The organism is Ralstonia sp. R-29, assembly GCF_049913345.1.
In the GTDB taxonomy this organism is placed as follows: Bacteria; Pseudomonadota; Gammaproteobacteria; order Burkholderiales; family Burkholderiaceae; genus Ralstonia.
In genome coordinates, this window is the sequence record NZ_CP184378.1 from 516,385 (window position 1) to 540,682 (window position 24,298).

Below are 24,298 nucleotides of genomic sequence, written 5' to 3' on the forward strand. Positions count from 1 at the left end.
GTCGCTCATCACCAGACCTGCAGGAAGCCCCACATGGACATGTTGGACGTCATTGGTATCGGGATCGGCCCGTTCAACCTCAGCCTGGCAGCGCTGATTGCACCCACACCGCTGCGGGCACTGTTTCTGGAAAAGCGCAGCGCATTCTGCTGGCACCCCGGACTCATGCTGCCGAACGGTCGGCTACAAGTGTCGCCGCTCAAGGACTGCGTTACGCTGGTCGACCCGACCAGCCCCTACTCGTTCCTTAACTACTTGGCGGTGCACCGGCGGCTCTACAGCTTCGTCAACAAGCGCAGCACTTCCACCTCTCGGCGAGAGTTCACCGATTATTACCAGTGGGTTGCGCAGCAGCTCGATACGCTGCGCTTTGGTGAGGAGGTGATCGACATCGTGCCCGTGGCTGGTGGCTACCGCGTGAGCACGCGCGCTGGCACCTACCATGCGCGAGCCATTGTGATGGGCGTGGGCGTGGAGCCGAAGATCCCGGCCAGCGCCCGCTCATGGCTTGGCGAGACCGTCTATCACGTCGCCAACTACCTCGATCGCCCACCATTACGCGCGGGCGAGGAGGTGCTGGTGGTGGGCGGGGGCCAAAGCGGCGCCGAGGTAGTCGAACACATGCTCGAGCACGCGCCGACGGCGCGCATCACATGGGTCACCTCACGGGCGAACCTGTTTGCTATGGACGACAACGCCTTCGTCAATGAAGCGTACATGCCGGGCTACAACCGGCGCTTCCACGCCCTGCCGATCCGCCAGCGCCGCGCCATTGTTGAAGCCGAGAAACTCACCAGTGACGGCATCTCGGCCGAGCTGTGCAACCGCTTGTATGATGTGCTGTACGAGCGAAGCGTGGCCGGTACGCTAGCCGGCAGCTTTCGCTTGCTGCCCGGCGTGGCGATGGAAGACATCACCCGTCGCGACGAACGCTGGCAAGTGGGGCTAGCCGCGCTCACCACGCCACACCGCTGCCGCATCCAGGCCGAACGCATCGTGCTGGCAACGGGCTTCCAGCCGTGCATGCCGCCCTTCCTCCAAACGTTGCTGGCCGGTGCCTGCCTGGAAGACGGCCTGCCTGACCTCGGCCACGATTACGCCGTGCGCTTCGCGCAGGGCATGCCTGGCCCGGTCTATCTGCAAAACCAGGGCCGCGTGCAGCACGGCCTGCAAAGCGTGAACCTCTCGTTGGTGGCCTATCGCAACAGTCGCATCATCAACAGCCTGCTCGGGCATGCGTTCTATCCGGACGTGCCAGACCAGCAGTTGCTCGGCGAGCTCGACCAGGCCGAGGACGCCGCTGAGGAGGTTGATCTTCGCCCCGGCTTTGATGCCATCACGCACCTGCGCCGCCACGCTGCCATCGCATGACCGCTGCTTCCCTTTCTGCCGCCGGCAACCGGTCAGGCAGCACGCCGTCTCCACATGCTGACCTGCTGCCTGACACGCTGGAGCTGCGCGCCTTCGTGCCATTTCTGGTCGCATCGATCGTGATTGCGGCGGCCTATGGCACCAGTTTCCTGTTACCGGATTACCTAAAGGCGCATGGCATGAACAGCGCCGCTGCGGGTGCAGTCATCTCCAGCGGAATGGTCGCCACCATCGTGTGCTGCTGCTTGGCGGGGTGGGTAGCCCAGCGCATCGGCGTGATGCCGACCATCGCGGGTGCCTCGTTGGCTATGGCGCTGGCCATGCTCGGCTTTGCGGGAGTGGCGATCGATGCGCGTGCGGCGTACCTGGGCGGCATGCTGGTGGGCGTGGGCTGGTCGGTGTTCTTTATCCTGGCGCCACTGCAGATCATTCATCACTTGCGGCCGGCCGCGCGCATCCAGTACCTGACCATCGTGTCGGGCGCGCAGATGGCGGGCCTTGGGCTGGCCACGCCGCTCAGCCGCTTGCTGGCGCGATACACCGGCTCAGTCGCGGTCGTCTACGTGATGTTTGCGGCGGCCTGCGTGGTCGCGGCGATATGCGTGGAGGCCGCGCGGCGTGCAATGGTCCAGGCGCCCGGCCTGCCGATGACGCGTGTGGCCATCACCGTGCGCGAGACCCTGGCGCTACTGAGCGAGCGCACCGTTGCGCCCATCACCATGATCGTGTTTGCCGCGTGCATCTTCGCGGGTCTGTCGACCTATCAAAGCGTGTATGCCGAATCGCGCCATCTGCGGCCCGATTTGTTCTTCTTGGCCTTCACGGCAACCAGCGTGGCACTGCGCTTTTCGCTGGCGCGCGTGATGGGGCGCATGCCGGTGCAGCGGCTGGCCCTGGTGCTGTTCGTGGCGACGGCCGCATCGCTGGCGCTGTTCATCGCCAACACAGGCAGCACGCTGCTGTATGTGGCGGCCACGGTGGTCTTCGCCACGGGCTACGGGCTGAGCTACTCCACGCTCAACGGTATGGCGGTCAACCTTGCTGGTGAACAGGGCGTATCGGTGCCCGTCACCTCGCAGATCTTCACGTTGGCGTACTTCATCGGGCTGTTCGGGTTTCCGTTCATCGGCGGTCACCTGATCCGAAGCTCGGGTCCCAACGCCATGCTGCTCGCGCTATTGGCAGCGGTGGCTATCAATGTCGTGCTGCTGGCCGCGCTGCGTGTGCGGGTGGCCGCACCAGCCGTGCGCTGAGGCGCGGTCTTCGTCTGTATTCTCAAGGAGGATGTTTCGTATGCTGACTGAAGCGCAACAAGAAAAGTGGCACCAGGACGGGTATCTCAGGCTGGAAGGCTTCTTCGACGCGAGCGCGCGAGAGCGCATCTCCAACTTGGTGGATGATGTCGGCCGCTGGAACGTGAGCGACGACAAATGGATGATGTGGTTTGAGAAGACCAACGAGGGCAGCAAGATCATCTCCAAGGTCGAAAATTTTCTCGACTACAACGATGCCCTGCGCGAAGCCCTGCTGGCCGATGGCCGCATCCGCAGCGCCGTCGAAACGCTGCTTGATGAAGACACGCGCATGCTCAAGGAGCTGCTGATCTTCAAGTATCCGGACAGCGGCGGCTACCGTCCGCACCAGGACATCTACCATATCCCGCACAAGATTCCGGACCGCATGGTGCACGCAGTCGTCGCCATCGGCATCGACGATTCCGACCCGAACAACGGTGGCTTGTTCTTCACGCCGGGCCGTCACAAGGAAGGCGTGTTTCCGATGAACGCTGGCGGGGTCATCCACCCCGAGGTGGCCGACACCTTCACGTGGGAACCGACGCCCTGGAAGGCCGGCGACATCTTCATCTTCGACGACTACGCGCCGCATTATTCGCAGCCCAACAAAAGCGATCGCTCACGCCGCACGCTGTATCTGGTGTTTCAACGCGCCTCCACCGGCGGCCCAACGCGTGCCGAATACAACCGCATGAAGCGCGCCTACAACCCGCCCGAGGGCAGGGTGGCGGACATGGACAACCTGAAGGTGTCCAACGGCATCTTCTACCGCGACTGAGCGGCCACCACCGGGGGAGTGCACACGTGTACACGAAGCAAATCGACCGCACGATGATGCGGCCCGAGTACGGCGTGCTGGTTTGCCGCCTGCTGGAGCACCTGCCGCAGGGCTTGCAGACGCAGTTCGGCACGTCGGTAGTGGAGGTGGTGGCGGGCGGCGCGGTCGATCTGCACGCACACCACGAGCACGAACTGTGGGTGCTCATCTCGGGGCGCGGCGAGTTCGAGGCCGACGGCCAGATCCGCCTGGTGGGGGAGTCGACGCTGTTCTACATGCCACCGCACCAGAAGCATGCCATCCGCAATACCGATCCGAATGCCAGCCTCAAATTCCTCTCCATCTGGTGGGACTGACCTGACCGATATGCGTACCTATTTCGTTTGCCCCGCTCCGCCCTGCCCCAATGGCAAGCTGCACCTTGGCCATATCGGCGGCGTCTACCTCCTGACTGACGTCTTCGTGCGCTTCCAACGCATGGCCGGCCACCGGGCGTACCACATCACTGGCGCTGACGAGCACGGCACCTACACCCTCGTGAAGGCCCGCAAGCTCGGTCGCCCAGTCGACGAGGTCGCGCAGATGCACATCGATGAAATTCTGCAGTGCATGCGCGCGCTGCAGATCACACCCGACGTGTTCGTGCGGACGTCCAGTGCGGCCCACAAGAACAACGCCCTGGCGATCTTCCGCCAGCTGCAGGATGCCGGTTACGTAGAGGTGCGCGACGGGGTGCAGCTCTACTGCTCGCACTGCGACGAGTTCATTGCTGACTCATTGGCGGCCGGCAACTGCCCGGCTTGCGGCGCCTCCACCGACAGCAACCTGTGTGAGAACTGCGGCTTGGCGGTGCAACATGCCACGTTGCAGAACGCGCGGCACACGACGTGCGGCAACGCCCTCACGTTGCGGCCGATTCGCCAAGCGGTCCTCAACGTGCCGCAGTTGGCGCAGGCGCTGGACGAAGCCATCGCGCAGAGCGCATGGCCAGAGGTGATCCGCGAAAAGGAGCGCGGCTGGCTGGCGGGCGATGCCCATGCACTGCCGATGTCGCGCCACTTCAGTCGCGGCGTCGTGCTGGACCAGCCGGAAGCCGTGGCCGGTCAGACGCTGCTCACCTGGTTCGAAGGTCTGTGGTGTTACGACACCGGCATCCGCGAACAATGCGCCCGCGACGGCTTGGACGCCGAAACCGTGCTGCACGACCCCGACACGCGCCTGCTGTTCTTCATGGGCCAGGACAACCGCTTCTACTACACGGTGGGCGTGAGCGGCGCCCTACTTGTGCGCGGCTACCCCATTCCTGATAACCATTCGATCCAGGATTTCTACAAGCTCGAAGGCGAGAAGTTCTCCACCAGCCGCAACCACGCGCTCTGGGCTGACGAGGTGGCGCGCGAGCTGGAGCCCAGCGTCCTGCGCTACGCACTGGCGCGCGTGGCCAAACCGTTTGGCGGCAACGACAACGATTTCCAGATCGACGGGCTCATTGCCGCCGCCACGCATCTGCGCACCTGGGAAGATGCGCTGCGCCGCTATGCCGAGGGCGCCCGCACGCCGGATGCCAGTGATCTGTCTCCCGCGCTTCGTGACATCACGCAGCGCTACGCTCGTGCCATCGAAGACGTGCGCTTCTGGGACGCACTGGACGCCATCGATGCGTACTTCGAAGCGTCGGAGTTAGCACGTGAGCGTACAGGCGCATGGAAGCCGGAAGTCGTGTCGGTGTTCCTTAGCCTGCTGTATCCAGTGGTGCCGGCGCTAGCGATCCGCTACGGTCAACACTTCTTTGGCGCAGCGTGGCGGCCCTCACTCGAGGCGTCCACCGTGCGGCCTGCCCTGCCCGAAGCCACGGTTGACTTCCCTTACTTCAGTACGCCGGTGCCCGACAGTTTCATCGCAGCCTACAACGAGCGCTTTCGCCCTGACCACGCCGCTATGGCAATGCCTGCCTGACCCCATGAACCTGATCCCCTCGCACCGCAGCCGCCTGTCGCAAGACTTTGCCGCGTTCGACTACTCGGGCGGCAAGCATGCCATCAACTTCGCCTACGGCTTGCCGGACCCGGCCCTGTTCGCAGAACTTACCTGGCCGGATGCCTTCGACATTGCCACCGGCGTAGCGGCAGGTGACCTCCCTCAGTACACCGATGCGCAAGGCCTTCCGGAACTGCGTGCGCAGGTCGCGCTGCGCCACGGCGTGCGGCAGGACCAGGTGATTCTGACCAACGGGGCCTCGCAGGCGGTGCAGTTGCTGGCTGACCTGTACCTCGATCCCGGTGACGTCGTGCTGACCGAAGACCCGTCGTACCTGGGCGCGCTACGCACGTTTTCGCTGGCAGGGGCGACGATTGTGCAGCTCGGCATGGGGTCAGACGGTGTCGATCTGGATGCGCTGGAAGCCGCCCTGCGTCACACGCAGCGCGTGAAGCTGTACTACACCACGCCTGCCTTCCACAATCCAACCGGCCGCCATATGCCACGCGCGCACATGGCCCGCGTGGCGGCGCTGCTGGCGCAGCACGGCGTGCCGCTGGTGCAGGATCTGGTCTACGCGGAACTGCCCTACGATGGCCCTGCCGAGTGGCTTTCGCCGGGTGGCAACGTGATCAATGTGCACAGCATCTCTAAGGTGGCAGGGCCGGGTCTGCGCGTCGGCTGGGTACTCGCGGAACCCGACATCATCGGCCAACTCGCGCGGCTCAAGTGTGATGGCGGCGTGAGCCCGATCGTAAGCAACGTGGTGCTTGGACTGATGCAATCGGACGGGCTCGATACACACATCGCGCGGCTGCGTCAGCATTACCGCGCAAAGCGCGATGCTGTGCACAGGCAGCTTCAAGGCAGCCGCTTCTGCGAGTCCGACTACACCCTGCCGCACGGTGGATTCTCGTTTTGGGTTCGGCTTGCGGCGGGCACCGATGCGCAAGCCTTCATCGACGCAGCGCGCCGCGAGCACGACGTTCGTTTGGTGCACGGCCAGCACTACGGCCCCGCCAGCGCCAACCACGTCCGGCTGTGCTTCAGCTATCTGCCGATGTCCTTAATCGAACAAGGACTGGCACATCTGGACGCGTTGCATACTCAGCTCTATAGACTGCGGCAAATCGCCGTTGGGACAGTAGCGGCCTGAGCGAGTGTTGTGTCCGAGAAATAACTTTGACTGTTAGGCCGCATCAGCACTGAGTCTCCTTGATAGATACGCAAGCGGCGCCAAGCTAACGGCGACCGGGCGCGGCCTTTACGAAGCACGGCAAAACAAGACTTGCTTCGGCGAGCTTGAGGTAAATGGTGAGCCATCGTAGTTGCCAAATCGCTCCACGACGTCGAGCCCGTTGAGCCCGTTGAGCCTGCAAAGCGCCTGCAGCTCTTCGGGAAAGAAGCATCGCATGCTCACTTTCTTCGTCCTGATGAGGCGGCCATCACGCATGTAATAGAGCGCGAACCTCAGAATCTGTCTGCTGTGCCAGGGCAAGCTTAGAAACATAACGTCACTTATCGGGTGTTGCTCAGTTTGCAGGTGCAGGACGGACGCAGCGATGCGATCGGAAACTGCAACGCAACAGAGCGGGGCAGATAACTCGCCCTGTAGGTCATGCAAGGCGGGGAATGGCTGCGCGACAATCCCCCGGCATACCAACGCTGAGACTTGTATCGCGGGGCAAGTTGTTACTTTCCGTCCCATGTTCCAGCCAAACGCATCCGCCGCTGGTCGATACATCCATGGCCCCATCACGCCGGGCGCAAACCTATACTCGCGACCTCAACCGCCAGAAGACATTCGACTATGGAAAGCTTTCTTTCGCACCTTCATCCCGAGCGCCTAAATTTCCTTTGGGACGCGTTCAGCCGCTTCGCTGTCAGCTTGTGCGCAGCGCTGTTGATTCTTGTCGTGGGCTGGTGGGTCTCGAAGCGCATTGGTCGCTGGCTCAACCGCATGATGACCAATCAGTCGCGGGTTGACGCCACGCTGACGCCGATCCTGTGCGACATCGCTGTCTGGGGGATTCGCATTTTGGCCGTGGTCGGAGCGCTGTCGCGGCTTGGCATTGAAACGGCGAGCATCATTGCCGTGCTGGGCGCCGCAGGCTTGGCCATCGGTTTGGCGCTGCAAGGCACGCTCCAAAACATCGCCGCCGGCATCATGCTGCTGGCGCTGCGCCCGTTTCGTGTAGGCGACTACATTGACGGCGGCGGTGGCGATGTGGCCGGTACCGTTGAGGAAGTTGGCCTGTTTATGACGCGGCTGGCCAAACCCGATGGCATCTGCGAATACGTGCCGAACAGTGCGCTTTGGAGCCATACGGTGCGCAATTACACCCGCAATCCGACCCGCCGCCTGGATCTGGAGACCGAAGTCTCGCTGCACGACGACATCCCCCGCGCCATCGAGGCGCTCAAGGCACTGGCAGCGAGCGAGGCGCTGGTGCTGCCCGATCCTGCGCCGATGGCCATGGTGATGCGCTTTGACGATAGCGTGGCCGTGTTGAATCTGCGCGTGTGGGCCAAGACGGAGGATTTCTGGCAGATGCGCTGGAACCTCGCCCAGCAGGTTCGCGCGACATTGCTGGCTGCCCGTTGCACCCTGCCCGCCCGGGTGCGCGAGCTGCATATCGTGCAAGGCGCCGGGCAAGAGTCCGGTGAAGCGCGCAGCGCTCGCGCCAGCGAAGCGTTGCTGGGCTGAGACACGGCGCGAATCCGCCGGATTTTTCCGTGCATTCCCAGTCGCATTGCCTAGACTCGTTTTTCAAGCATCTCTTCCTATAGGCAACGCATCATGTGTCGCTGGCTGGCGTATTCGGGCAATCCCATTCAGATGGAGACGGTGCTGTTCCGTCCGACACATTCGCTGATCGACCAGAGCCTGCGATCGCGCTTGGGCCACACGACCACCAACGGGGACGGATTCGGCATCGGCTGGTATGGCAGCCATTCCGAGGTGCCGTTCCGGTATCGCTGCCTGCACCCGGCCTGGAACGACACCAATCTGCGGGAAGCTGCCCGGGCCATCCGGTCTCCCCTGTTTGTGGCGCATGTTCGAGCGGCCACCGATACGCCCACGCAGGAAACCAACTGCCACCCGTTCCGGTACGGCCGCTGGCTGTTCGTGCACAACGGGTTGATCCGTGATTACCCGACGCTGCGGCGCGACCTGATGATGGAGGTGGCGCCCGAGCTGTTCCGCTGGATCGAGGGTTCGACGGACTCCGAGGTGATGTTTTTCCTGGCGCTCACGTTCGGGCTCCAGCGCGACCCGCAGGCCGCCCTAGAGCAAATGGTGGGGCTGATCGAGCACGTCGGCCATCGGCACGGCGTCGAGCACCCGTTGAACATGACCGTGTGCGCTACCGATGGCGAACAGATCATCGCAGCGCGCTATTCGAGCGAGCGGGATTCGCGCTCGCTGTTTCACAGCACGTCGTTCCGGCATCTGCGCGAGCTGTATCCGGAGAATTCCCGGATCAAAGATGCCGGGGACGAGGCGTTTCTTGTGCTGTCGGAGCCGCTCGTCGACCTGCCCGACGCCTGGGACGAGATCCCCGAAGAGACACTTGTCATTGTCAAAGGCGGTGCCGTCGAGCATCGTCGCTTTGTGCCCCGGCTGCCCGTGGTCGAGGTGTCTGCAAGGCAACAGTCTGCCTACGGCCGCGCTGCCGGTTGACCGGCTCCCCGTCTTTTTCCCCGCCGCCCCTCCCCGCTGAAGGCTCCTGACAAAACGCTGTCAGGAGCCTTGCGCTACCCTCGCGCTCGCGACTTGTGCCGTAGATGAACTGGATCTCAAGAATCCGCTACAGTTTACGGTTCGAATTCCGATTGCCGGCGCGGCTGAAAAGTGATGCTCCGCACCGGCATGCCTCTTACCTCCAAGGAACGCCCTCCATGTCCTCCGGTGTCATTCGCCTGCGCGGAGCCCGTCAGCACAATCTCAAGAACCTCGATCTGGATCTGCGCACGGGCGAAATGACCGTCGTGACCGGCCCATCGGGGTCCGGCAAGTCCAGCCTCGTTTTCGACACCCTCTACGCCGAAGGCCAGCGCCGCTACGTCGAGACCTTCAGTGCCTACGCGCGCCAGTTCCTGGATCGCATGGACCGGCCGCAGGTCGAGCACGTCGAAGGGGTGCCGCCCGCCATCGCCATCGACCAGACCAACCCGGTGCGCAGTTCGCGCTCCACAGTCGGCACGATGACAGAGCTGAACGACCATCTGAAGCTGCTGTTTGCGCGTGCCGCGCAGCTGTTCGACCGTGACACCGCGCTGCCGGTCCGGCACGACACGCCCGAGACCATCTACGACGAGCTGATGGCGCGCACGCGCGAAGCCGATCCGCGCCTAGTGGTGACATTTCCCGTCGAGCTGCCGGCCAATACGAGCGCCGACGAAGTCGCGCAATGGCTGTCGGTGAGCGGCTATACGCGTGTGCAAGCCGAGCGGGTCGTCGGCGAGCGCAAGCTGCTGGACGTAGTGGCCGACCGCTTCCGCCTGCAGGGCACCGAGCGCGTTCGTGCGCTGGAAGCGATTGAATCGTCTCTCAAACGCGGCGGCGGGCGCGTCAGCGTCTATGTGCTGCCGGCCGATGAAGGCGCTGCGCCGGAAATCTGGCGTTTCTCCACCGGCCTGCACTGCCCCGAAAGCGACCTGCGCTACGCCGATCCGCAGCCCGCGCTCTTCTCGTTCAATTCCGCTTACGGCGCGTGCGATGCCTGCCGCGGTTTCGGCCGCGTCATCGGCGTCGATCTTGGGCTGGTGATTCCGGACGAGCGCAAGACCTTGCGCGACGGCGCGATCAAGCCGATGCAAACGCCAGCCTGGAAGGAATGTCAGGATGATCTGATGCGCTATGCCGCTGCGGCCGACATCCCGCGCGGTACGCCGTGGGCTGAACTCACACAGGCGCAGAAAGATTGGGTCATCAACGGAGACCCGACCTTCAAGCGCGGTGGCTGGAACAAGCAGTGGTACGGCGTGCGTCGCTTCTTCGACTACCTGGAGTCGAAGGCGTACAAGATGCACATCCGTGTGCTGCTCTCCAAGTACCGCAGCTATACGACGTGCGAAACCTGTGGCGGCGCGCGCCTGAAAACCGAATCGATGCAATGGCGCCTGGGCACCAAGGAAAACGCCGATGCCGTGCTGGCGCCCGAACATCGCTTCATGCCGCGCGGTGTGAAATGGAGCCGCGCCCAGCTCGAAGCCTTGCCCGGCCTGACCGTGCACGACGTGATGCTGCTGCCCATCGAGCGCATCCGCCGCTTCTTTGACGAACTAACGCTGCCATCTTCGCTGCTCGACGATGCGCTCAAGCTGCTATTGGACGAGGTGCGCACGCGCCTGGCGTATCTGTGCGATGTCGGCATCGGCTACCTGACGCTGGACCGCCAGAGCCGCACGCTCTCGGGCGGCGAAGTGCAGCGGATCAACCTGACCACGGCGCTGGGCACGTCGCTCGTCAATACGCTGTTTGTGCTGGATGAGCCGAGCATCGGTCTGCATCCGCGCGACCTGGATCGCATTGTCGAAGCCATGCAGCGCCTGCGCGATGCGGGCAACACGCTGGTAGTGGTGGAGCACGACCCGTCCGTCATGCTCGCGGCCGACCGCCTGATCGACATGGGCCCCGGCCCCGGCGAGCGCGGCGGCACCATCGTCTTTGATGGCACGCCGGCCGCTATTCGCAAGGCCGATACGCTCACCGGTGCCTATCTGTCCGGCCAGCGCCGCGTGGCAGACACGGACTGGCAAGCCCGTCCAGTCGACAGCGCCACGCCACGGCTCGTGCTCGAAGGCGCCAGCGAACACAACCTGCGCGACGTCACGGTTGAAATTCCGCTGCAGCGCCTGGTGTGCGTGACGGGCGTGTCCGGTTCGGGCAAATCGACGCTGATCCAGGACGTGCTCCACCCTGCCCTGGCGCGCCATTTCGGCAAGGCGACGGAATCGCCGGGTGCGTTTCGCGCGCTGCGTGGAGCAGATCAGATCAGCGACGTGGTCTTCGTCGATCAATCGCCGATCGGCAAGACTGCGCGCTCGAACCCCGCCAGCTACGTGGGCGCATTCGATGAAATCCGCAAGCTGTTCGCAAAGGCGCCGATGGCGCTGCAGCGCGGCTACACCGCCGGCACGTTCAGCTTCAACTCGGGCGACGGCCGCTGCCCGACCTGCGGCGGCTCGGGCTTCGAGCATGTGGAGATGCAGTTCCTCTCAGACATCTACCTGCGTTGCCCGGATTGCGATGGCACGCGCTACCGCGCCGAGATTCTTGAGGTGAAGATTCCGCGCGCAGGCCGCACGCTGTCGGTGGCCGATGTGCTGGAGCTGACGGTGAGCGAAGCCGCCACCGTGTTCGCTGAGGATGCCGACGTGCTGCGCGTGCTGCAGCCGATCGTCGACGTGGGTTTGGAATACGTGAAGTTGGGCCAGCCGGTGCCGACGCTCTCCGGCGGTGAAGCGCAGCGCCTGAAGCTGGCTGGCTTCCTGGCCGAAGCGGCACAGGCGGCGCAGGCCGCCGCCCGCAAGCGGGTGAAGCAGGATGTGCCCGCCAACGCCGGCCGCCTGTTCATGTTCGACGAGCCGACCACTGGCCTGCACTTCGACGACATCGCCAAGCTGATGCGCGCGTTCGGCAAGCTGCTCGATGCGGGCCATTCGCTGATCGTGATCGAGCACAACCTCGACGTGGTACGTGCGGCGGATTGGATCATCGACCTCGGCCCCGAAGGCGGCGATGCCGGTGGCCTGCTGGTGTGCGCCGGATCGCCTGCGCAAGTGAAAGCCTGTGCCGCCTCGCACACGGGTGTAGCGCTCAAACAATACGAAGCCAGCATTGGCCAGCCGCAAGCGACGGAAGGCGTGCCGCTGCAAACCGCACTGGCCGATCGCCGCGCCAAGCGTGCGGCATTAGCAGAGGTTCAGGGCGAGAACGTCGTGCGCATCGTCCATGCGCGCGAGCACAACCTCAAAGGCCTGAACGTCGATATTCCGCACGGCAAGTTCAACGTGGTGACAGGCGTGTCGGGTTCGGGCAAGTCGACGCTGGCGTTCGACATCCTGTTCCATGAGGGCCAGCGCCGGTATCTCGAATCGCTCAATGCCTATGCGCGTTCGATCGTGCAGCCGGCGGGCCGGCCCGAAGTCGATGCGGTATATGGCATTCCGCCCACGGTGGCCATCGAGCAGCGCCTGTCGCGCGGCGGTCGCAAGAGCACGGTGGCGACGACGTCCGAGGTGTGGCACTTCCTGCGGCTGCTGTACGTCAAGCTGGGCGTGCAGCACTGCATTCACGACGGCACGCCGGTGTCGGCGCAAAGCCCCGAGGCGATCTTTGCCCAGCTCATGCGCGACCATCGTGGCCAGCACATTGGCCTGCTCGCCCCGCTGGTGGTGAACCGCAAGGGCGTGTACACCGACCTCGCAAAGTGGGCCAAGGCGCGGGGCTATACGCACCTGCGCGTCGATGGTGAATTCCTGACCGTCGACCCGTGGCCGCGGTTGGATCGCTTCCGCGAGCACACGCTGGAACTGCCCGTGGGCGATATTGTTGTCGCGCCGGAAAACGAAGCCGCGCTGCGTGCGTTGATGGAGCAGGCGCTGGAATACGGCAAGGGCATCATGCATGTGCTCGCGCCGCTGGATGGTCTGCAGCACGCCATGCACAACGGCGGCACGGCGCACGTGGGCAACGTGAAGGTGTTCTCCACCAAGCGCGCGTGCTCCACCTGCGGCACCAGCTACCCCGAGCTGGACCCGCGCATGTTCTCGTACAACAGCAAGCATGGCTGGTGTCCGAGCTGCGTCGGTACGGGCCTGGCGCTGACACGCGAGCAGCGTGCCGCATTTGACGACACCGTGCTCGGCGGTGACGACCGCGGCCGCGAGCAGACGTTGCCTTCGGAAGAGGTCGATCCGGACGGCATGACCGACCTGCCCTGCCCCGACTGCCACGGCACGCGCCTGAACCCGACCGCGCGCGCGGTGACGTTCGCCGCCAAACCCATCGTCGACATTGCACAGTGGACGGTCAGCCAAACCCGCCGCTGGGTCGAAGGCTTGAACTTGGTTGGCCGCGATGCCGACATCGCACGTGACGTGGTGGCTGAAATCCACAGCCGCCTGTCGTTCCTGGAAGAAGTCGGCCTGGGCTACCTGAGCCTGGACCGTGCTGCGCCCAGCCTATCCGGCGGTGAGGCGCAGCGCATCCGCCTGGCCGCGCAGCTCGGCAGCAACCTGCAGGGCGTGTGCTACGTGCTGGACGAGCCGACCATCGGCCTGCATCCGCGTGACAACCAGATCCTGCTCGACGCGCTGCGCAAGCTGGGCGACAAGGGCAACACGCTGGTGGTGGTCGAACACGATGAAGACACCATTCGGCGCGCGGACCACATCATCGACATCGGCCCCGGCGCGGGCAAGCGCGGCGGCACGCTGGTCGCGCAAGGCGGTGTGGCCGACTTGGCAGCACAACCGGATTCGCTGACTGGTCGCTTCCTCTCGCAGCCGATCGAGCACCCGCTGCAGCCGCGCCGCGAGGTGGTGGCGCCACGCGCAGGCACACAGGCGGTGCCCGAGCAATGGCTGACGGTGCATGGCGCCAAGCTGCACAACCTGCGCAACGTCACGGCGACGATGCCGCTGTCGCGGCTGGTGGCGATTACGGGCGTGTCCGGTTCCGGCAAGTCGACGCTGGCGCGCGATGTGTTGATGACGAACCTGCTCGATGCGGTCGGCCGTTCGGTACTGTCTTCGCCGGCCACGCGCCGCGCCCGCAAAGCCGCGCAGGCTGAGGTGCCCGATGCCAAGATGCCGAGCAAGCTCGACGTCAAACACGACTGGCACGGCTGTGACGGCGTCACCGGCTGGGAAGCCATCGACCGCGTGCTGGAAGTTGACCAAACCCCGATCGGCAAGACGCCGCGCTCGTGCCCGGCCACGTACATCGGCGTGTGGGACACCATTCGGAAGCTCTTTGCAGACACCCTGGAAGCCCGCGCACGCGGCTACACCGCCTCGCGGTTCTCGTTCAATACGGGCGACGGCCGCTGCCCCGCCTGCGAAGGCCAGGGCGTGCGCACCATCGCCATGAGCTTCCTGCCCGACGTGAAGGTCGGCTGCGACGTGTGCCACGGGCAGCGCTTCAACCCCGAGACGCTGGCCGTCACCTGGCGCGGCAAGAATATCGGTGACGTGCTGACCATGGAGATCGACGAAGCGGTGGAGTTTTTCGGTGCTATGAACAGCATCGCCCACCCGCTGCAGTTGATGAAGGACGTGGGCCTGGGTTACCTGACGTTGGGCCAGCCCTCGCCCACGCTGTCCGGTGGCGAGGCGCAGCGCATCAAGCTCGTCACCGAATTGTCGAAGGTGCGTGATGACGTGACACGCCGCGGCCAGAAGGCGCCGCACACGCTGTACGTGCTGGATGAGCCGACCGTGGGCCTGCACATGGCCGACGTGGCCAAGCTGATCCGCGTGCTGCACCGGCTGGCGGACGGCGGCCATAGCGTGATCGTGATCGAGCACGACCTGGACGTGATTGCCGAGGCGGACTGGATTCTTGATCTGGGCCCCGAAGGCGGTGATGAGGGCGGCACGATTGTGGCGGCTTGCGGTCCGGATGCGTTGACGCGCGTTAAAACCAGCCATACCGGCGCGGCCCTGGTGCCGGTGCTGTCGCGTGGCAACGTCTTGGAGCAACGCCGCGCAAGCTAGGCTCGCTCCCACGCAAACGGGCACGCCAGACGACATGGTCCGGCGTGCCCGTTTTCTTTCGCTTTCCTGAGGAAGCACCGAGAATTCGCCCTGAGAAGCCGGGTTGCCCCTAAAGAACTGCGCAGCGCCGCCGTCACATTGTGAAGAAAAATCGTTTGCGCGCGTCCGACCATGGCCACCTCGTCCACGAGCAACACTTACGTTCCGCCGATTTCCCTGCCCGGCATCGGCACGAGCATCGACGTCAATGGCTTGGTCACCAAGCTGATCCAGGCGGAAAGCAAGGGCATGACGCTGCGCCAGACGCAGCAGAAGACCTTTCAGACGCAGCTGTCTGCCGTGGGCTCCATCAAAAGCGCGCTGTCGACCTTCCAGACGGCAATGGCGAGCCTCAACAATGTCGGCACGTTCAGCGGCATGAAGGCGACCGGGCATGACACATCGGTGCTCAATGCGGCGGTGTCCAGTTCCGCATCGGCAGGTACGTATCGCGTGAATGTCACGCAGCTCGCGCAATCGCAGGTGCTGACCGCGTCGGGGCAGGCGTCCGCCAAGTCGCCCATTGGCAGCGGGGCAGCCACCACCCTCACCTTTTCGTTTGGCACTGTGTCTGGCGGTAGCTTTGCCGACGGCAGATACACCGGAGCGTCGTTCACGCAGAACGGCAATCTGGCGGGCGGCTCGGTCGCCATTGACGCCTCCAACAACACGCTCTCCGGCATCCGGGATGCCATCAACGCGGCCAACGTGGGCGTGTCGGCCAGCATCGTCAACGACGGCAGTGGCAATCCGTATCGGCTTGTGTTGACGTCCTCGGCTGGCGGCGCCAGCTCGGAGATGAAGATTGCCGTGTCGGGCGATAGCGCACTGCAATCGCTGCTGGCACATGATCCGGCCGGCACGCAGAACATGACCGAGGTCACCACGGGCCAGAATGCCCTCGCCACGGTCAACGGCATTGCGGTGCAAAGCCCCACCAACACGTTGTCGGAGGTGGTGGATGGCACGTCGTTCACGCTCGCAAAAACCGGCAGCACGACGGTCAACGTCAGCAGCGACGCAGGCCAAGGCAGCACTGCGGTGCTCAATTTCGTGAAGGCCTACAACGCGCTGCGCATTCAGCTCAACGCGTTGACCAAGATCGACACGGCCAACCCCGCCAACAGCGGTGCACTGGCTGGCGATGTCAGCACCCGGGCGCTGATCAACCAAGTGACCGACGTGCTGGGCCACGGGATCGGCAACGGCGCATACCAGTCACTACGCAGTGTTGGCGTGACGATGGACCCGGACGGTACGCTGTCGATTGACGACAGCAAGCTCAACGCCGCCCTTAGTCACTCACCCGGCCAGGTGGCAGGGCTGTTTGCCGGTACCGGCACGGCGACGGATGCCTTGATCAAGGTGCCGACGTTCTCCTCGGCCACGCAGTCCGGCAGCTACGCCGTCAACATCACGCAGCTGGCGACGCAGGGTTTGCTCCAGGGCTCGGCGGCGGCTAACACCACCATCCAGAGCGGCGTGAACGATAGCCTGGCGTTCACCGTAAGCGGCATGGCGGCCAACATCACCGTGCCTGCAGGCAGCTACACGCCGCAAGGCTTGGCTGCGCAGATCCAGAGCCAGATCAACGCGACCCCCGCGCTGCAGCGGGCCAAGGTGGAGGTCTCGGTAGCGGCCGATGCCAATGGCGTGTTGAGCATCACCGACAAGCAGTACGGCTCGATCTCCGCCGTCTCTGTGTCGGGCAACGGGGCCGCGTCCTTGCTGGGCGGCAGCCCGACCGCCATTGCCGGCCGCGATGTGCAAGGCACCATCAATGGCGTTGCGGGCAACGGTTCGGGCCAGAACCTGTACGGCGCCACCGGCTCGGCTGTTGATGGGCTGACGGTGCAGATTACGGGCGGAGCGGTAGGAAACCGAGGCACCGTTACCGTGCAACGCGGTTACGCGGCGCAACTCCATACCGTGTCGGGCAATCTGCTATCGAGCAACGGCATGGTGCAGAACGCAACGGATGCGCTCAACAACTCCATCACATCACTCGCCAGCCAGATCAACCGGATGCAGCAGCAGCTGGATGCTAAGCAGGCGCTGTATTACGCGCAGTTCAACGCGCTGTCGAAAGTGGTGTCGAGCATGACGAACACCAGCAGTTACCTGACGACGCAGTTGGCGATCTTGCAGAAGCAGCGGACGGGAGAGTAACTGCGCAACGCCGTGGTTGTGAGCTATCGGCAGATCACGCGGCTGAGTTGCCGATCTTGGGCGATGGCTAGGCCATTGCCGTTATCGTCGGCACCAACGTCCATCGCGGTATAGGCATACACAGGTTGGTACCGCTTGCCGTCATAGCGGTAGTAGGTCAGGTAATGCTCGGCCATACTGACGCGCGCGGCAGTCATGAGATCCGGCATGCCATTGCATGAGGTCTTTAAAGCGCCCACGGGCCCATCATCGACGGCGAGCAAGGGCTCCGGTTTAGCCTTCTTGATGCGATACAGCCATTCCGGACCGTTCACCTGGTTGCCGCTCATCGTGCATGACGCGAAGACAAATTGACCGCCTGGCACCGAGCAGGTCTGCATAGACAGCGACTCCGAGGCGCACGTATCGGTCAGTACCTTCTGCGCCTTCGTACCGATCAATGCCCGCGCTTTACTTGGCGTTACCTCGACGGTTTTTGAGGTGCATAGGCCTACGCCCCTGGGCCACTCCGGGCGCGCATGCAGGTACACCGGTGATAGCTCGGTAATGACGGCATTCAACTCGCGCTCCAGGCATTGTGCATCCTTGCATTGCGCGATGGCCGCATTCTGTGCCGTGATCTTCGCATCCAGATTCCATGGGTCATGCACGGCGGTAATCGATGCGTATTGTAGAAACCGCGCCGTGGTGAGCTTTTCCACCAATGCGGGCTGGCTGCAAGCGTCGGGCGGCAGCCCACGTCGTGCATCTTCGAACTGTTTCACGACGTCGTCGCTCGGATCGTCTGACCACTCATGGATATCCATGCAGGGCTTGAGCAGCAGTGTCGTACTGAGATAGCTGGCGGACAGTTGCGCGCTCGTAGGGAGCGTTCGAGGCCCTTCTGCCAGCGCGGAAGTCGCGGCGGTCAACGCATACGCGATCAAAGCGTATCGAAGCAGCTTCAATCGGAGAGCAGCCGTGTTGTGCATGACTTGGGAATGTTGTTTTCGAAGAATGTGCTGATCAGCTGTTTGCGTCGTACATCCAGTCTGAGATTGAGAAAAACATCGCCGCAGCGGGGATAGCGCTCCACGAAGTCATTCCGTTTTTGGGAAAAGATGAAGATGCGGTAGAGCTTGTAGGTGCCCTGCCCTTCGTCGATCGACCAAAAGGCGAAGCCTTGTCGTCCGCTGAAGTCGTAATCGCGAACTTCCAGGTGGACGGGTTTCTCGGTTTGCGTGGCGATGCGCTCGGTGCGCGTGCCTGCCCGGCCGCGTAGCTCGTAATGAACGTAGTCGCCCTGCACTTCGATGGTGGCTTGGGTGGCGTGGTCAACGGGGAATGTAATGGTGTCTGCTGCCCATGCCGGGTGCAGTACGGCAGATGGCAGGACCAGCGCAGCCAGCGTGCGGCGCATGAAGACTTTACTGATGCTTAATCGAAAACCGTTTCGCAATCCACCTGGGTTGCCTTCTCTCCCGATAAGCGTTCGCACGCATAGGGATACTGACCGTAGGTTCCGGTCTTCTTGTCGAAACGGTAGACCACAGCAGAAGAGATCGAACCACCGGCTGACAACGCCATTGGCGACGTGGTGGACCGCACAAACTGTGGCAACTGCCCGCGAGGGCCGAGCTTGAAGTCGTGTCCATCATCAAATGGCATGAAGAGAATCGCGCATGCCGTGTCTCGCACGACTTTGTAGAGCGTGCGAGTCGGATTGCGGGAAGGTGCGTCATCCCAAATCCAGACATAGGACTTGCCAACGCTGGACCAGGATATTTCCTTTGCAAGCCGAAGATCGGGGTTCTCTGCCTGCCTCGCACGCGTGGCCCTGGCGAAGTGACGGATGCAGGTTCCGACGGGAGTGTCGGCCCATGGTGACATGCTGCCTACTGATTGGACTTCAGGCGCCGCCGATGAGCGCACTCCGCTTGCCGTAGTGTCTTCCGCCGCAGCATATGCCGTGGCTGCGCATAAACACGACACCGCAACGGCAATCGTGCTCAAGCATCTCCGGATTTTCATTGTGTTTGGAAGGCGCGACATGAGGGCGCGCGGCCTCCCCTCACAGCGTTTGCCCTGCATCACGGTACGCCTACTGCTGCGGCTTGCCGCTCCACAACGGGTTCTTGGTATCCGAGCCCAACACCTGCGCCAGGACTTCCGCATCGCCGTCGCGTGCGCCTGCGTTGTTCTTGCCCGAGCGCGCCACCTTGGATTTCTTGCCTTGCTTCTTAGCGTGTACGGCTTTCTTTGCTCCGCCCTGCGAGGCATTGCTCGATGCCGTGGACGCGTGCTGCGCGCAGATACCGGCGCTCATCCATGCGGTAGTCAGGAGAGCTGCGGCGAGTTTGTATTGCGTTTTCATTTGAGAGAGTTGGTCGTTTTTAAGGAGGGATCAGTACACAACAACATGAATCGTTTAACTGGAAAACGGGTCAATGCTGGTTCGTTCATGGGCGTCACAAGTCTCGTTCTGCCGGGCGCCTGCCGGTACACCGGTGGTCACGGTTCTTTGTTCGCCCCCAAGCGAGGTCAGTGTCTGCAATTGTTCGGCTGCCAGCACGTCGTTATCCAGAAAGTACAGGCGGACGTTGCGTACCGATGCCTGCATGGCTCGCGACGTCGCCCCTTGAAACGCTGGCACGCTCACACGCGCTTCATGCCAGCGAGCCGGATCGTCCAACGTCTGCCAGCGGACCTCGAGCGGCTTGTCGATGCTCAGCAACGCGCTGCCCGCAAAGCTCGTACTCCGATCGCACGGCGCCTCTGAGATGCGTTCGCTGTCCGTACCAATCGCCAGGGTTTGGCCGTTGATTTCCAGCCTTGCCAAGCCGCGCGGGTACTGGCTCGACAGATGGAACGACACCACATTGCCCAGACGCGCTTGCAGCGCTGCCAATTCCGATGAATCGAGCCGTGCTAGTCCCGGCGCGACTTCTACATGATCGTAGTAATGAAAGTACTGATGCACCAGCAACTTGCTTTCGCGGATATCCGAGGGCAGCCACCCCAGATCCGGGTATGGCCTTGCCATCAGCGGCCGCGGGCGTACCTCAACAGGTCGCCCACTGTCGTCTTTCTCTGCGTAAGCGTAGGAATGCGCCTTCTCGCGCAGGCGGCTGCCGACGTAGGGAAACCGGTTCTCGTTGATCTCGGCTTCCTGCGGAAGACGGGTGAAGGCAACAAATTTGGCTTCATTTCCTGCCTGCACCGGCATCTGAGGCCAACCACCCGCCTCCGTCTGTGCGCTACCGAGTGCCAGCCACAAGGGCCGACCGCTGAAGTTGACATGCAACTCGCGGATATCCGGATGCGCATCGTTGAACCATCTTTGCGCGGTGTCTTGCATGGCGGACCCAATCGGAAGAACGCTCAACGCGATGAGCGTGGGCACGAACATGGCGGCGTTCAGCTTCGCAGGCAATGGCGCGGGTGCGCGACGCCGATACGTGAACCACGTGGCCAGCAATGCAAAGCACAGCGGAATTCCCACCACGATCGCCAACAAGATGAGCATTACCACGCCGTATTCGAGATTCGGAGTGAGCAGCGCGGTCAGGCTCAGCGCGACCAGCAGGGTCGACAGCGCTGCGCTGAGAGTGATACCGAGCGGGTAGTGCTTCAGGGGTAAAGCGGGCTGCTGCCCGGGGTGAGTGCGTTGATCAGGCTCCATTGGGGATGCCGGTCACGAAGACCACAAGGAGAAAAAGTAACCCGACCGGGATGCAGCTGCACAGTGCTAACACACCCATCAAGCGGACTGCATTGATGAGGTCTACATAGCGCGCCAGGTATGGGCCGTTCAGCCAATGCACGCGCCTGGTCGCCCATGGAGTCAGCGTTAGAGCGATGCCGGATGCGATGACCGCAGGCAAAGAGTAGGCCGCCAGCGCCAGTGAACTGCAGGTGAACAGCAGTCCACCGAGCACATACATGCCGAGCTTCAGTGGCGCTGCGAAACGCTTTCCCGTAGGTCCAACTAGCCAGCCTGCATCCTTGAACGCTGCGGCTGCAAGCAATAGCGCGGTGCCAGCTATGCCTAGGATGATCGGATGCAGGATAAAAAAAGCGGGGATCATTCTTTCTATGTTGGGTTGCGTGGTGGGCAAACATCAGCCCGTCTTGAAGGTTGACGCGAAGCAAAGGACCTTGGTCATGATCTGGAGCTCGCATTCATTGCTACATCCCAACATCGCCTGCGACTGAGGCGATAGAGGCGTCCACCCGGATCGCCGTTCGACGTCCATACACCAAGTATGTTTTCTGCTGATCAACATCACCAGGCTTGCGCATCCAGAGTTGTGCAAAAAGCCCGTCTTTGGCGCTGTATTGGCCAAACCAGTTAATCAATTGCCCCACGTGGCATTGCGATTTAACCCAAATCGGTATATTTCCGACGATCTCATAACTGTAGTGGCCAGGACCGAAACCATAGTAACTCTGAACATCCGTCACACCATCCGGAGCGGGGCATAACGGCTCTTGCGCCGGGCCGCTATCCCTGGCCTTTTCCTTGTCCACATTACCAAGCGCCTTTGTCAACGCTGCAACCAGTGACTTATCCAGCGTTGTTGCCTGCTTCTCGCCCACTGTTTTTTGCACCTGTGGCATCGTCATCCGGTAGCGGTAGTGAATCGTCAGTTTTGGGCCGCTCCCGACAACTGATAGCGGCCGCAGCAGATAAATGTTGTCCTCTCCGTAGCGGCTGTTTCGATACGCTGCATACACACGTCCGCGCAAGCTGATCCACTCCGCTGACTGGTTTCTGCCGCGCAAATTTTCAAAATAGAGATATTCCTGAGCGTATGTCGAACTCGCTTCGTCACCGACGACGACGGGGCTTTCCTCTGCTAATGGAGACGTGTATGCGCCTTCAAATCTTTCGCCACGCCGACGCAGTACACTTGTATACGTGAACAAGCCAGTCCCACCAACGTAGGAATGAATCGCGAGGTCACGCTGCTCCTTGCCGTCGATATGAAGCAAGGTATAGGAAGCCGAGCCGTTCTCCCCACCGCCGTCGATGTGGGACGCCTGCAGCGCACGCCACTCATCCTTCGTCACGCCTGCCGGCCGCTTTCGAGGAAAGCGCAGGAGGCTGTCGCCCTCGACACGCATATTTGAGAATTTCGTGATTCCCGTCTTGACCCTGAACTGATCGAGTGCCTTTTCCAACGGAAATTCCGGGTCGATCTTGCGCATCGCTTCCACTGCTTGGCGCAGATCGTCAAGTGCCTGCCGATCGGTGCTGTCTGGCTGGTACGCGGCGGCATCATGCAGACGGGTTTGCAGCCCGTTTATGCGATCCTGATACTGAGTGGTGAGGCAATTCTCGTCGGCATTGCACTGATCCCGGGTTTTGAGCCAATCCAACTGATCCTGACGTAGGGCACTACGCTGTCCGGGCTGCATGTGGACCAATTTGCCGTAGACCGATGACAGCTGGCCATCCAGCCGGCGTAGTTCATCGCTATTGCAGATCGCCGTTTGCGTATTGCCCTCTACACGGCTGCAATCTAGCCCAGCCGCAAAGGCTTGCTGTACCGCTACAGTCTGCAGGGCTAGCAGCGCGAGGCGGAGTCGGTGCGGGCTGTTGTTGCGTTTCACGATGACAAGCTCTTTCTTGCTTTTCTTATGTTCGAATATTCTGCATTTATTTCTCAGAAAGGCGCAGCGATTTAATCATGTCCATAAAAATGTCGTAGCTAAATCCATTTTCCAAACTAAATTCTCGCTTTCTTAGCAGGCAGACGCCTGCGAGCTGGGCCGTCATCGCATTATTGCCTACCATAGCATGGACGCATCGATACTTCTTGGTGAACTCTTTTTCAGACCGGCAGCCCTTTTGCACTTTCCCAAATTTCTCTTCCGCAATCCAGCCGTGCCAGTTATTCCCACTAATTTGCTTGATTTGCACGTGAGTTGCTGGCCCACAATTTGACTCACCAAACGCCGCAGCACTCCGCAACTTTGGTGTGCCAGATTCACTGTCTACGGAAAATATCGCGTCGCCAACAGAGCTCATCTTCTTCTCGATACCAATGCCCTCAATGACAAAACTAATGTGCGCCCCACCGCTATTTTGGTTTGGGTCATATTGGATGTTCATATCCAAGATCGCTTGGCCGCCGTCCTTATACGAGCCCGTGCATCCAAAGCCAATCGGTTGGTCGTATACGTACTTGAGATCGGGGACGCGTATTGACATTCCGCATTGTTGCTCGATATCCGGCCTCATGGAGTTGCTTGCAATGATTTTTATTTTCTCCGAATCAATGGAAGACTGTGCATTTGCTCAAAAAACAATGGGAAGTAGAAGCAATAATATGGCGGAGCGAATCACTAGATATCCTTAGGTCGCGGTAAAGCCTGAAATGGCAACCTCCCGTGTCACAACTCTCGAAGATTGGCTCTTCAATTGGTTCATTGCTTCGCGTACTGCCATTTGCAGCTGCCGTCTTCGATCATATCGGCATTGAGCAGGAATCCTTTTTTTCCCCCTTCTTTTCTACTTGTGTAGGTCATAGAGACTACGCTGGTACCTTGGGAAGTCATTTCATATTCTCCGGTCACCTGCCCGCCAAATACTTCCAGCCATGTTGTTGTCGCCTCGTCCGGTGTATCTTTGCTGAGCGTTTCGGTTGTCGAGTCAGCAAACACCAGCGGTATCATGTCCTTAGAGTTCTGGTATTTAATAAATCCAGACGAGAAATTAACAGACGCATTGTAATACGTGTGCATCTCGAAATTTGTCGGCTTGGCTCCACCGGAAGTAAAACAGAAGGCCTCACTCGACACATCTGCATGTGCAGCTATGGGTAAGGCAAGGAATACGATTAAAAGATATTTCTTCACAAAGCTTGGAATTAAGGAACGTGCCGTTCACGGTTTGGCAAGAGCGCACCGGTGACGATGGGTGTAATCCCTAGCATCATTCTATCCCTATCCTGGA

At 61.9% G+C, this 24,298-nt stretch carries 19 protein-coding genes; 10 read left to right on the top strand and 9 right to left on the bottom strand.

Translation table 11 applies throughout. The features are described from left to right. Positions 1–33 precede the first annotated feature (33 nt). The 10 genes from ACN9M1_RS19545 (at position 34) to fliD (ending at position 17,358) form a co-directional block, all read left to right on the top strand. Positions 34–1,371 (top strand): lysine N(6)-hydroxylase/L-ornithine N(5)-oxygenase family protein, encoded by a 1,338-nt coding sequence (locus ACN9M1_RS19545; protein WP_426400207.1) that lies wholly within the window; start codon positions 34–36, stop codon positions 1,369–1,371. Next, the gene (locus tag ACN9M1_RS19550) at positions 1,368–2,624 is read left to right on the top strand and encodes an MFS transporter (RefSeq protein WP_426400208.1); all 1,257 of its coding nucleotides are present in this window, start codon (positions 1,368–1,370) and stop codon (positions 2,622–2,624) included. The genes ACN9M1_RS19545 and ACN9M1_RS19550 overlap by 4 nt, the downstream gene beginning before the upstream one ends. 40 nt (positions 2,625–2,664) lie before the next feature. Continuing rightward, positions 2,665–3,444 carry a phytanoyl-CoA dioxygenase family protein gene (locus ACN9M1_RS19555; protein WP_426400209.1) on the top strand — a complete coding sequence of 260 codons (780 nt, stop codon included), beginning with the start codon at positions 2,665–2,667 and terminating at the stop codon, positions 3,442–3,444. 26 nt (positions 3,445–3,470) lie between these two features. Further along, positions 3,471–3,800: a cupin domain-containing protein gene (locus ACN9M1_RS19560; RefSeq protein ID WP_426400210.1), complete on the top strand. Its 330-nt coding sequence runs from the start codon at positions 3,471–3,473 to the stop codon at positions 3,798–3,800. Positions 3,801–3,810: 10 nt separating this feature from the next. Next, entirely contained in the window at positions 3,811–5,400 is a 1,590-nt protein-coding gene (locus ACN9M1_RS19565) for a class I tRNA ligase family protein (protein WP_426400211.1), read from the top strand. Positions 5,401–5,404: 4 nt separating this feature from the next. After that, the gene (locus ACN9M1_RS19570) at positions 5,405–6,577 is read left to right on the top strand and encodes a PLP-dependent aminotransferase family protein (protein ID WP_426400212.1); all 1,173 of its coding nucleotides are present in this window, start codon (positions 5,405–5,407) and stop codon (positions 6,575–6,577) included. Between the two features lie 654 nt (positions 6,578–7,231). Further along, positions 7,232–8,128, top strand: a complete 897-nt coding sequence (locus ACN9M1_RS19575) for a mechanosensitive ion channel family protein (protein ID WP_426400213.1) — start codon at positions 7,232–7,234, stop codon at positions 8,126–8,128. Positions 8,129–8,221: 93 nt separating this feature from the next. Next, positions 8,222–9,106, top strand: a complete 885-nt coding sequence (locus tag ACN9M1_RS19580) for a class II glutamine amidotransferase (RefSeq protein ID WP_426400214.1) — start codon at positions 8,222–8,224, stop codon at positions 9,104–9,106. Positions 9,107–9,324: 218 nt separating this feature from the next. Next, on the top strand, positions 9,325–15,150 hold the full coding sequence (gene uvrA / locus ACN9M1_RS19585; RefSeq protein ID WP_426400215.1) for an excinuclease ABC subunit UvrA: 5,826 nt from the start codon (positions 9,325–9,327) through the stop codon (positions 15,148–15,150). Positions 15,151–15,321: 171 nt separating this feature from the next. Continuing rightward, positions 15,322–17,358 carry a flagellar filament capping protein FliD gene (gene fliD, locus ACN9M1_RS19590; protein ID WP_426400216.1) on the top strand — a complete coding sequence of 679 codons (2,037 nt, stop codon included), beginning with the start codon at positions 15,322–15,324 and terminating at the stop codon, positions 17,356–17,358. 23 nt (positions 17,359–17,381) lie between these two features. Here the strand turns inward: fliD and ACN9M1_RS19595 are convergent, their stop codons facing one another. The 9 genes from ACN9M1_RS19595 to ACN9M1_RS19635 form a co-directional block, all read right to left on the bottom strand. Further along, complete coding sequence (locus ACN9M1_RS19595; protein ID WP_426400217.1) at positions 17,382–18,284, bottom strand: hypothetical protein; 903 nt, start codon at positions 18,282–18,284, stop codon at positions 17,382–17,384. A gap of 17 nt (positions 18,285–18,301) precedes the next feature. Beyond that, positions 18,302–18,757 (bottom strand): hypothetical protein, encoded by a 456-nt coding sequence (locus tag ACN9M1_RS19600; protein WP_426400218.1) that lies wholly within the window; start codon positions 18,755–18,757, stop codon positions 18,302–18,304. Between the two features lie 17 nt (positions 18,758–18,774). Beyond that, a complete protein-coding gene (locus ACN9M1_RS19605; RefSeq protein WP_426400219.1) occupies positions 18,775–19,350 on the bottom strand; it encodes a hypothetical protein in 576 nt (191 codons plus the stop codon). Between the two features lie 88 nt (positions 19,351–19,438). Then, positions 19,439–19,711, bottom strand: coding sequence for a hypothetical protein (locus ACN9M1_RS19610; protein WP_426400220.1), 273 nt, complete (start codon positions 19,709–19,711; stop codon positions 19,439–19,441). Positions 19,712–19,765: 54 nt separating this feature from the next. Next, the gene (locus ACN9M1_RS19615) at positions 19,766–20,746 is read right to left on the bottom strand and encodes a hypothetical protein (RefSeq protein ID WP_426400221.1); all 981 of its coding nucleotides are present in this window, start codon (positions 20,744–20,746) and stop codon (positions 19,766–19,768) included. A 262-nt stretch (positions 20,747–21,008) separates the two neighbouring features. After that, positions 21,009–21,455: a hypothetical protein gene (locus ACN9M1_RS19620; protein WP_426400222.1), complete on the bottom strand. Its 447-nt coding sequence runs from the start codon at positions 21,453–21,455 to the stop codon at positions 21,009–21,011. Positions 21,456–21,525: 70 nt separating this feature from the next. Continuing rightward, on the bottom strand, positions 21,526–22,953 hold the full coding sequence (locus ACN9M1_RS19625) for a lysozyme inhibitor LprI family protein (RefSeq protein ID WP_426400223.1): 1,428 nt from the start codon (positions 22,951–22,953) through the stop codon (positions 21,526–21,528). A gap of 46 nt (positions 22,954–22,999) precedes the next feature. Next, on the bottom strand, positions 23,000–23,455 hold the full coding sequence (locus ACN9M1_RS19630) for a hypothetical protein (RefSeq protein ID WP_426400224.1): 456 nt from the start codon (positions 23,453–23,455) through the stop codon (positions 23,000–23,002). Between the two features lie 314 nt (positions 23,456–23,769). Next, positions 23,770–24,201, bottom strand: a complete 432-nt coding sequence (locus tag ACN9M1_RS19635) for a hypothetical protein (RefSeq protein ID WP_426400225.1) — start codon at positions 24,199–24,201, stop codon at positions 23,770–23,772. Positions 24,202–24,298 lie beyond the last annotated feature (97 nt).

Coding starts and splice junctions, on each gene's coding strand:
- ACN9M1_RS19545 (WP_426400207.1), top strand. CDS start 34: ATGGACATGTTGGACGTCATTGGTATCGGGATCGGCCCGTTCAACCTC.
- ACN9M1_RS19550 (WP_426400208.1), top strand. CDS start 1,368: ATGACCGCTGCTTCCCTTTCTGCCGCCGGCAACCGGTCAGGCAGCACG.
- ACN9M1_RS19555 (WP_426400209.1), top strand. CDS start 2,665: ATGCTGACTGAAGCGCAACAAGAAAAGTGGCACCAGGACGGGTATCTC.
- ACN9M1_RS19565 (WP_426400211.1), top strand. CDS start 3,811: ATGCGTACCTATTTCGTTTGCCCCGCTCCGCCCTGCCCCAATGGCAAG.
- ACN9M1_RS19570 (WP_426400212.1), top strand. CDS start 5,405: ATGAACCTGATCCCCTCGCACCGCAGCCGCCTGTCGCAAGACTTTGCC.
- ACN9M1_RS19575 (WP_426400213.1), top strand. CDS start 7,232: ATGGAAAGCTTTCTTTCGCACCTTCATCCCGAGCGCCTAAATTTCCTT.
- ACN9M1_RS19580 (WP_426400214.1), top strand. CDS start 8,222: ATGTGTCGCTGGCTGGCGTATTCGGGCAATCCCATTCAGATGGAGACG.
- uvrA (WP_426400215.1), top strand. CDS start 9,325: ATGTCCTCCGGTGTCATTCGCCTGCGCGGAGCCCGTCAGCACAATCTC.
- fliD (WP_426400216.1), top strand. CDS start 15,322: ATGGCCACCTCGTCCACGAGCAACACTTACGTTCCGCCGATTTCCCTG.
- ACN9M1_RS19600 (WP_426400218.1), bottom strand. CDS start 18,757: ATGCGCCGCACGCTGGCTGCGCTGGTCCTGCCATCTGCCGTACTGCAC.
- ACN9M1_RS19610 (WP_426400220.1), bottom strand. CDS start 19,711: ATGAAAACGCAATACAAACTCGCCGCAGCTCTCCTGACTACCGCATGG.
- ACN9M1_RS19615 (WP_426400221.1), bottom strand. CDS start 20,746: ATGTTCGTGCCCACGCTCATCGCGTTGAGCGTTCTTCCGATTGGGTCC.
- ACN9M1_RS19630 (WP_426400224.1), bottom strand. CDS start 23,455: ATGAACATCCAATATGACCCAAACCAAAATAGCGGTGGGGCGCACATT.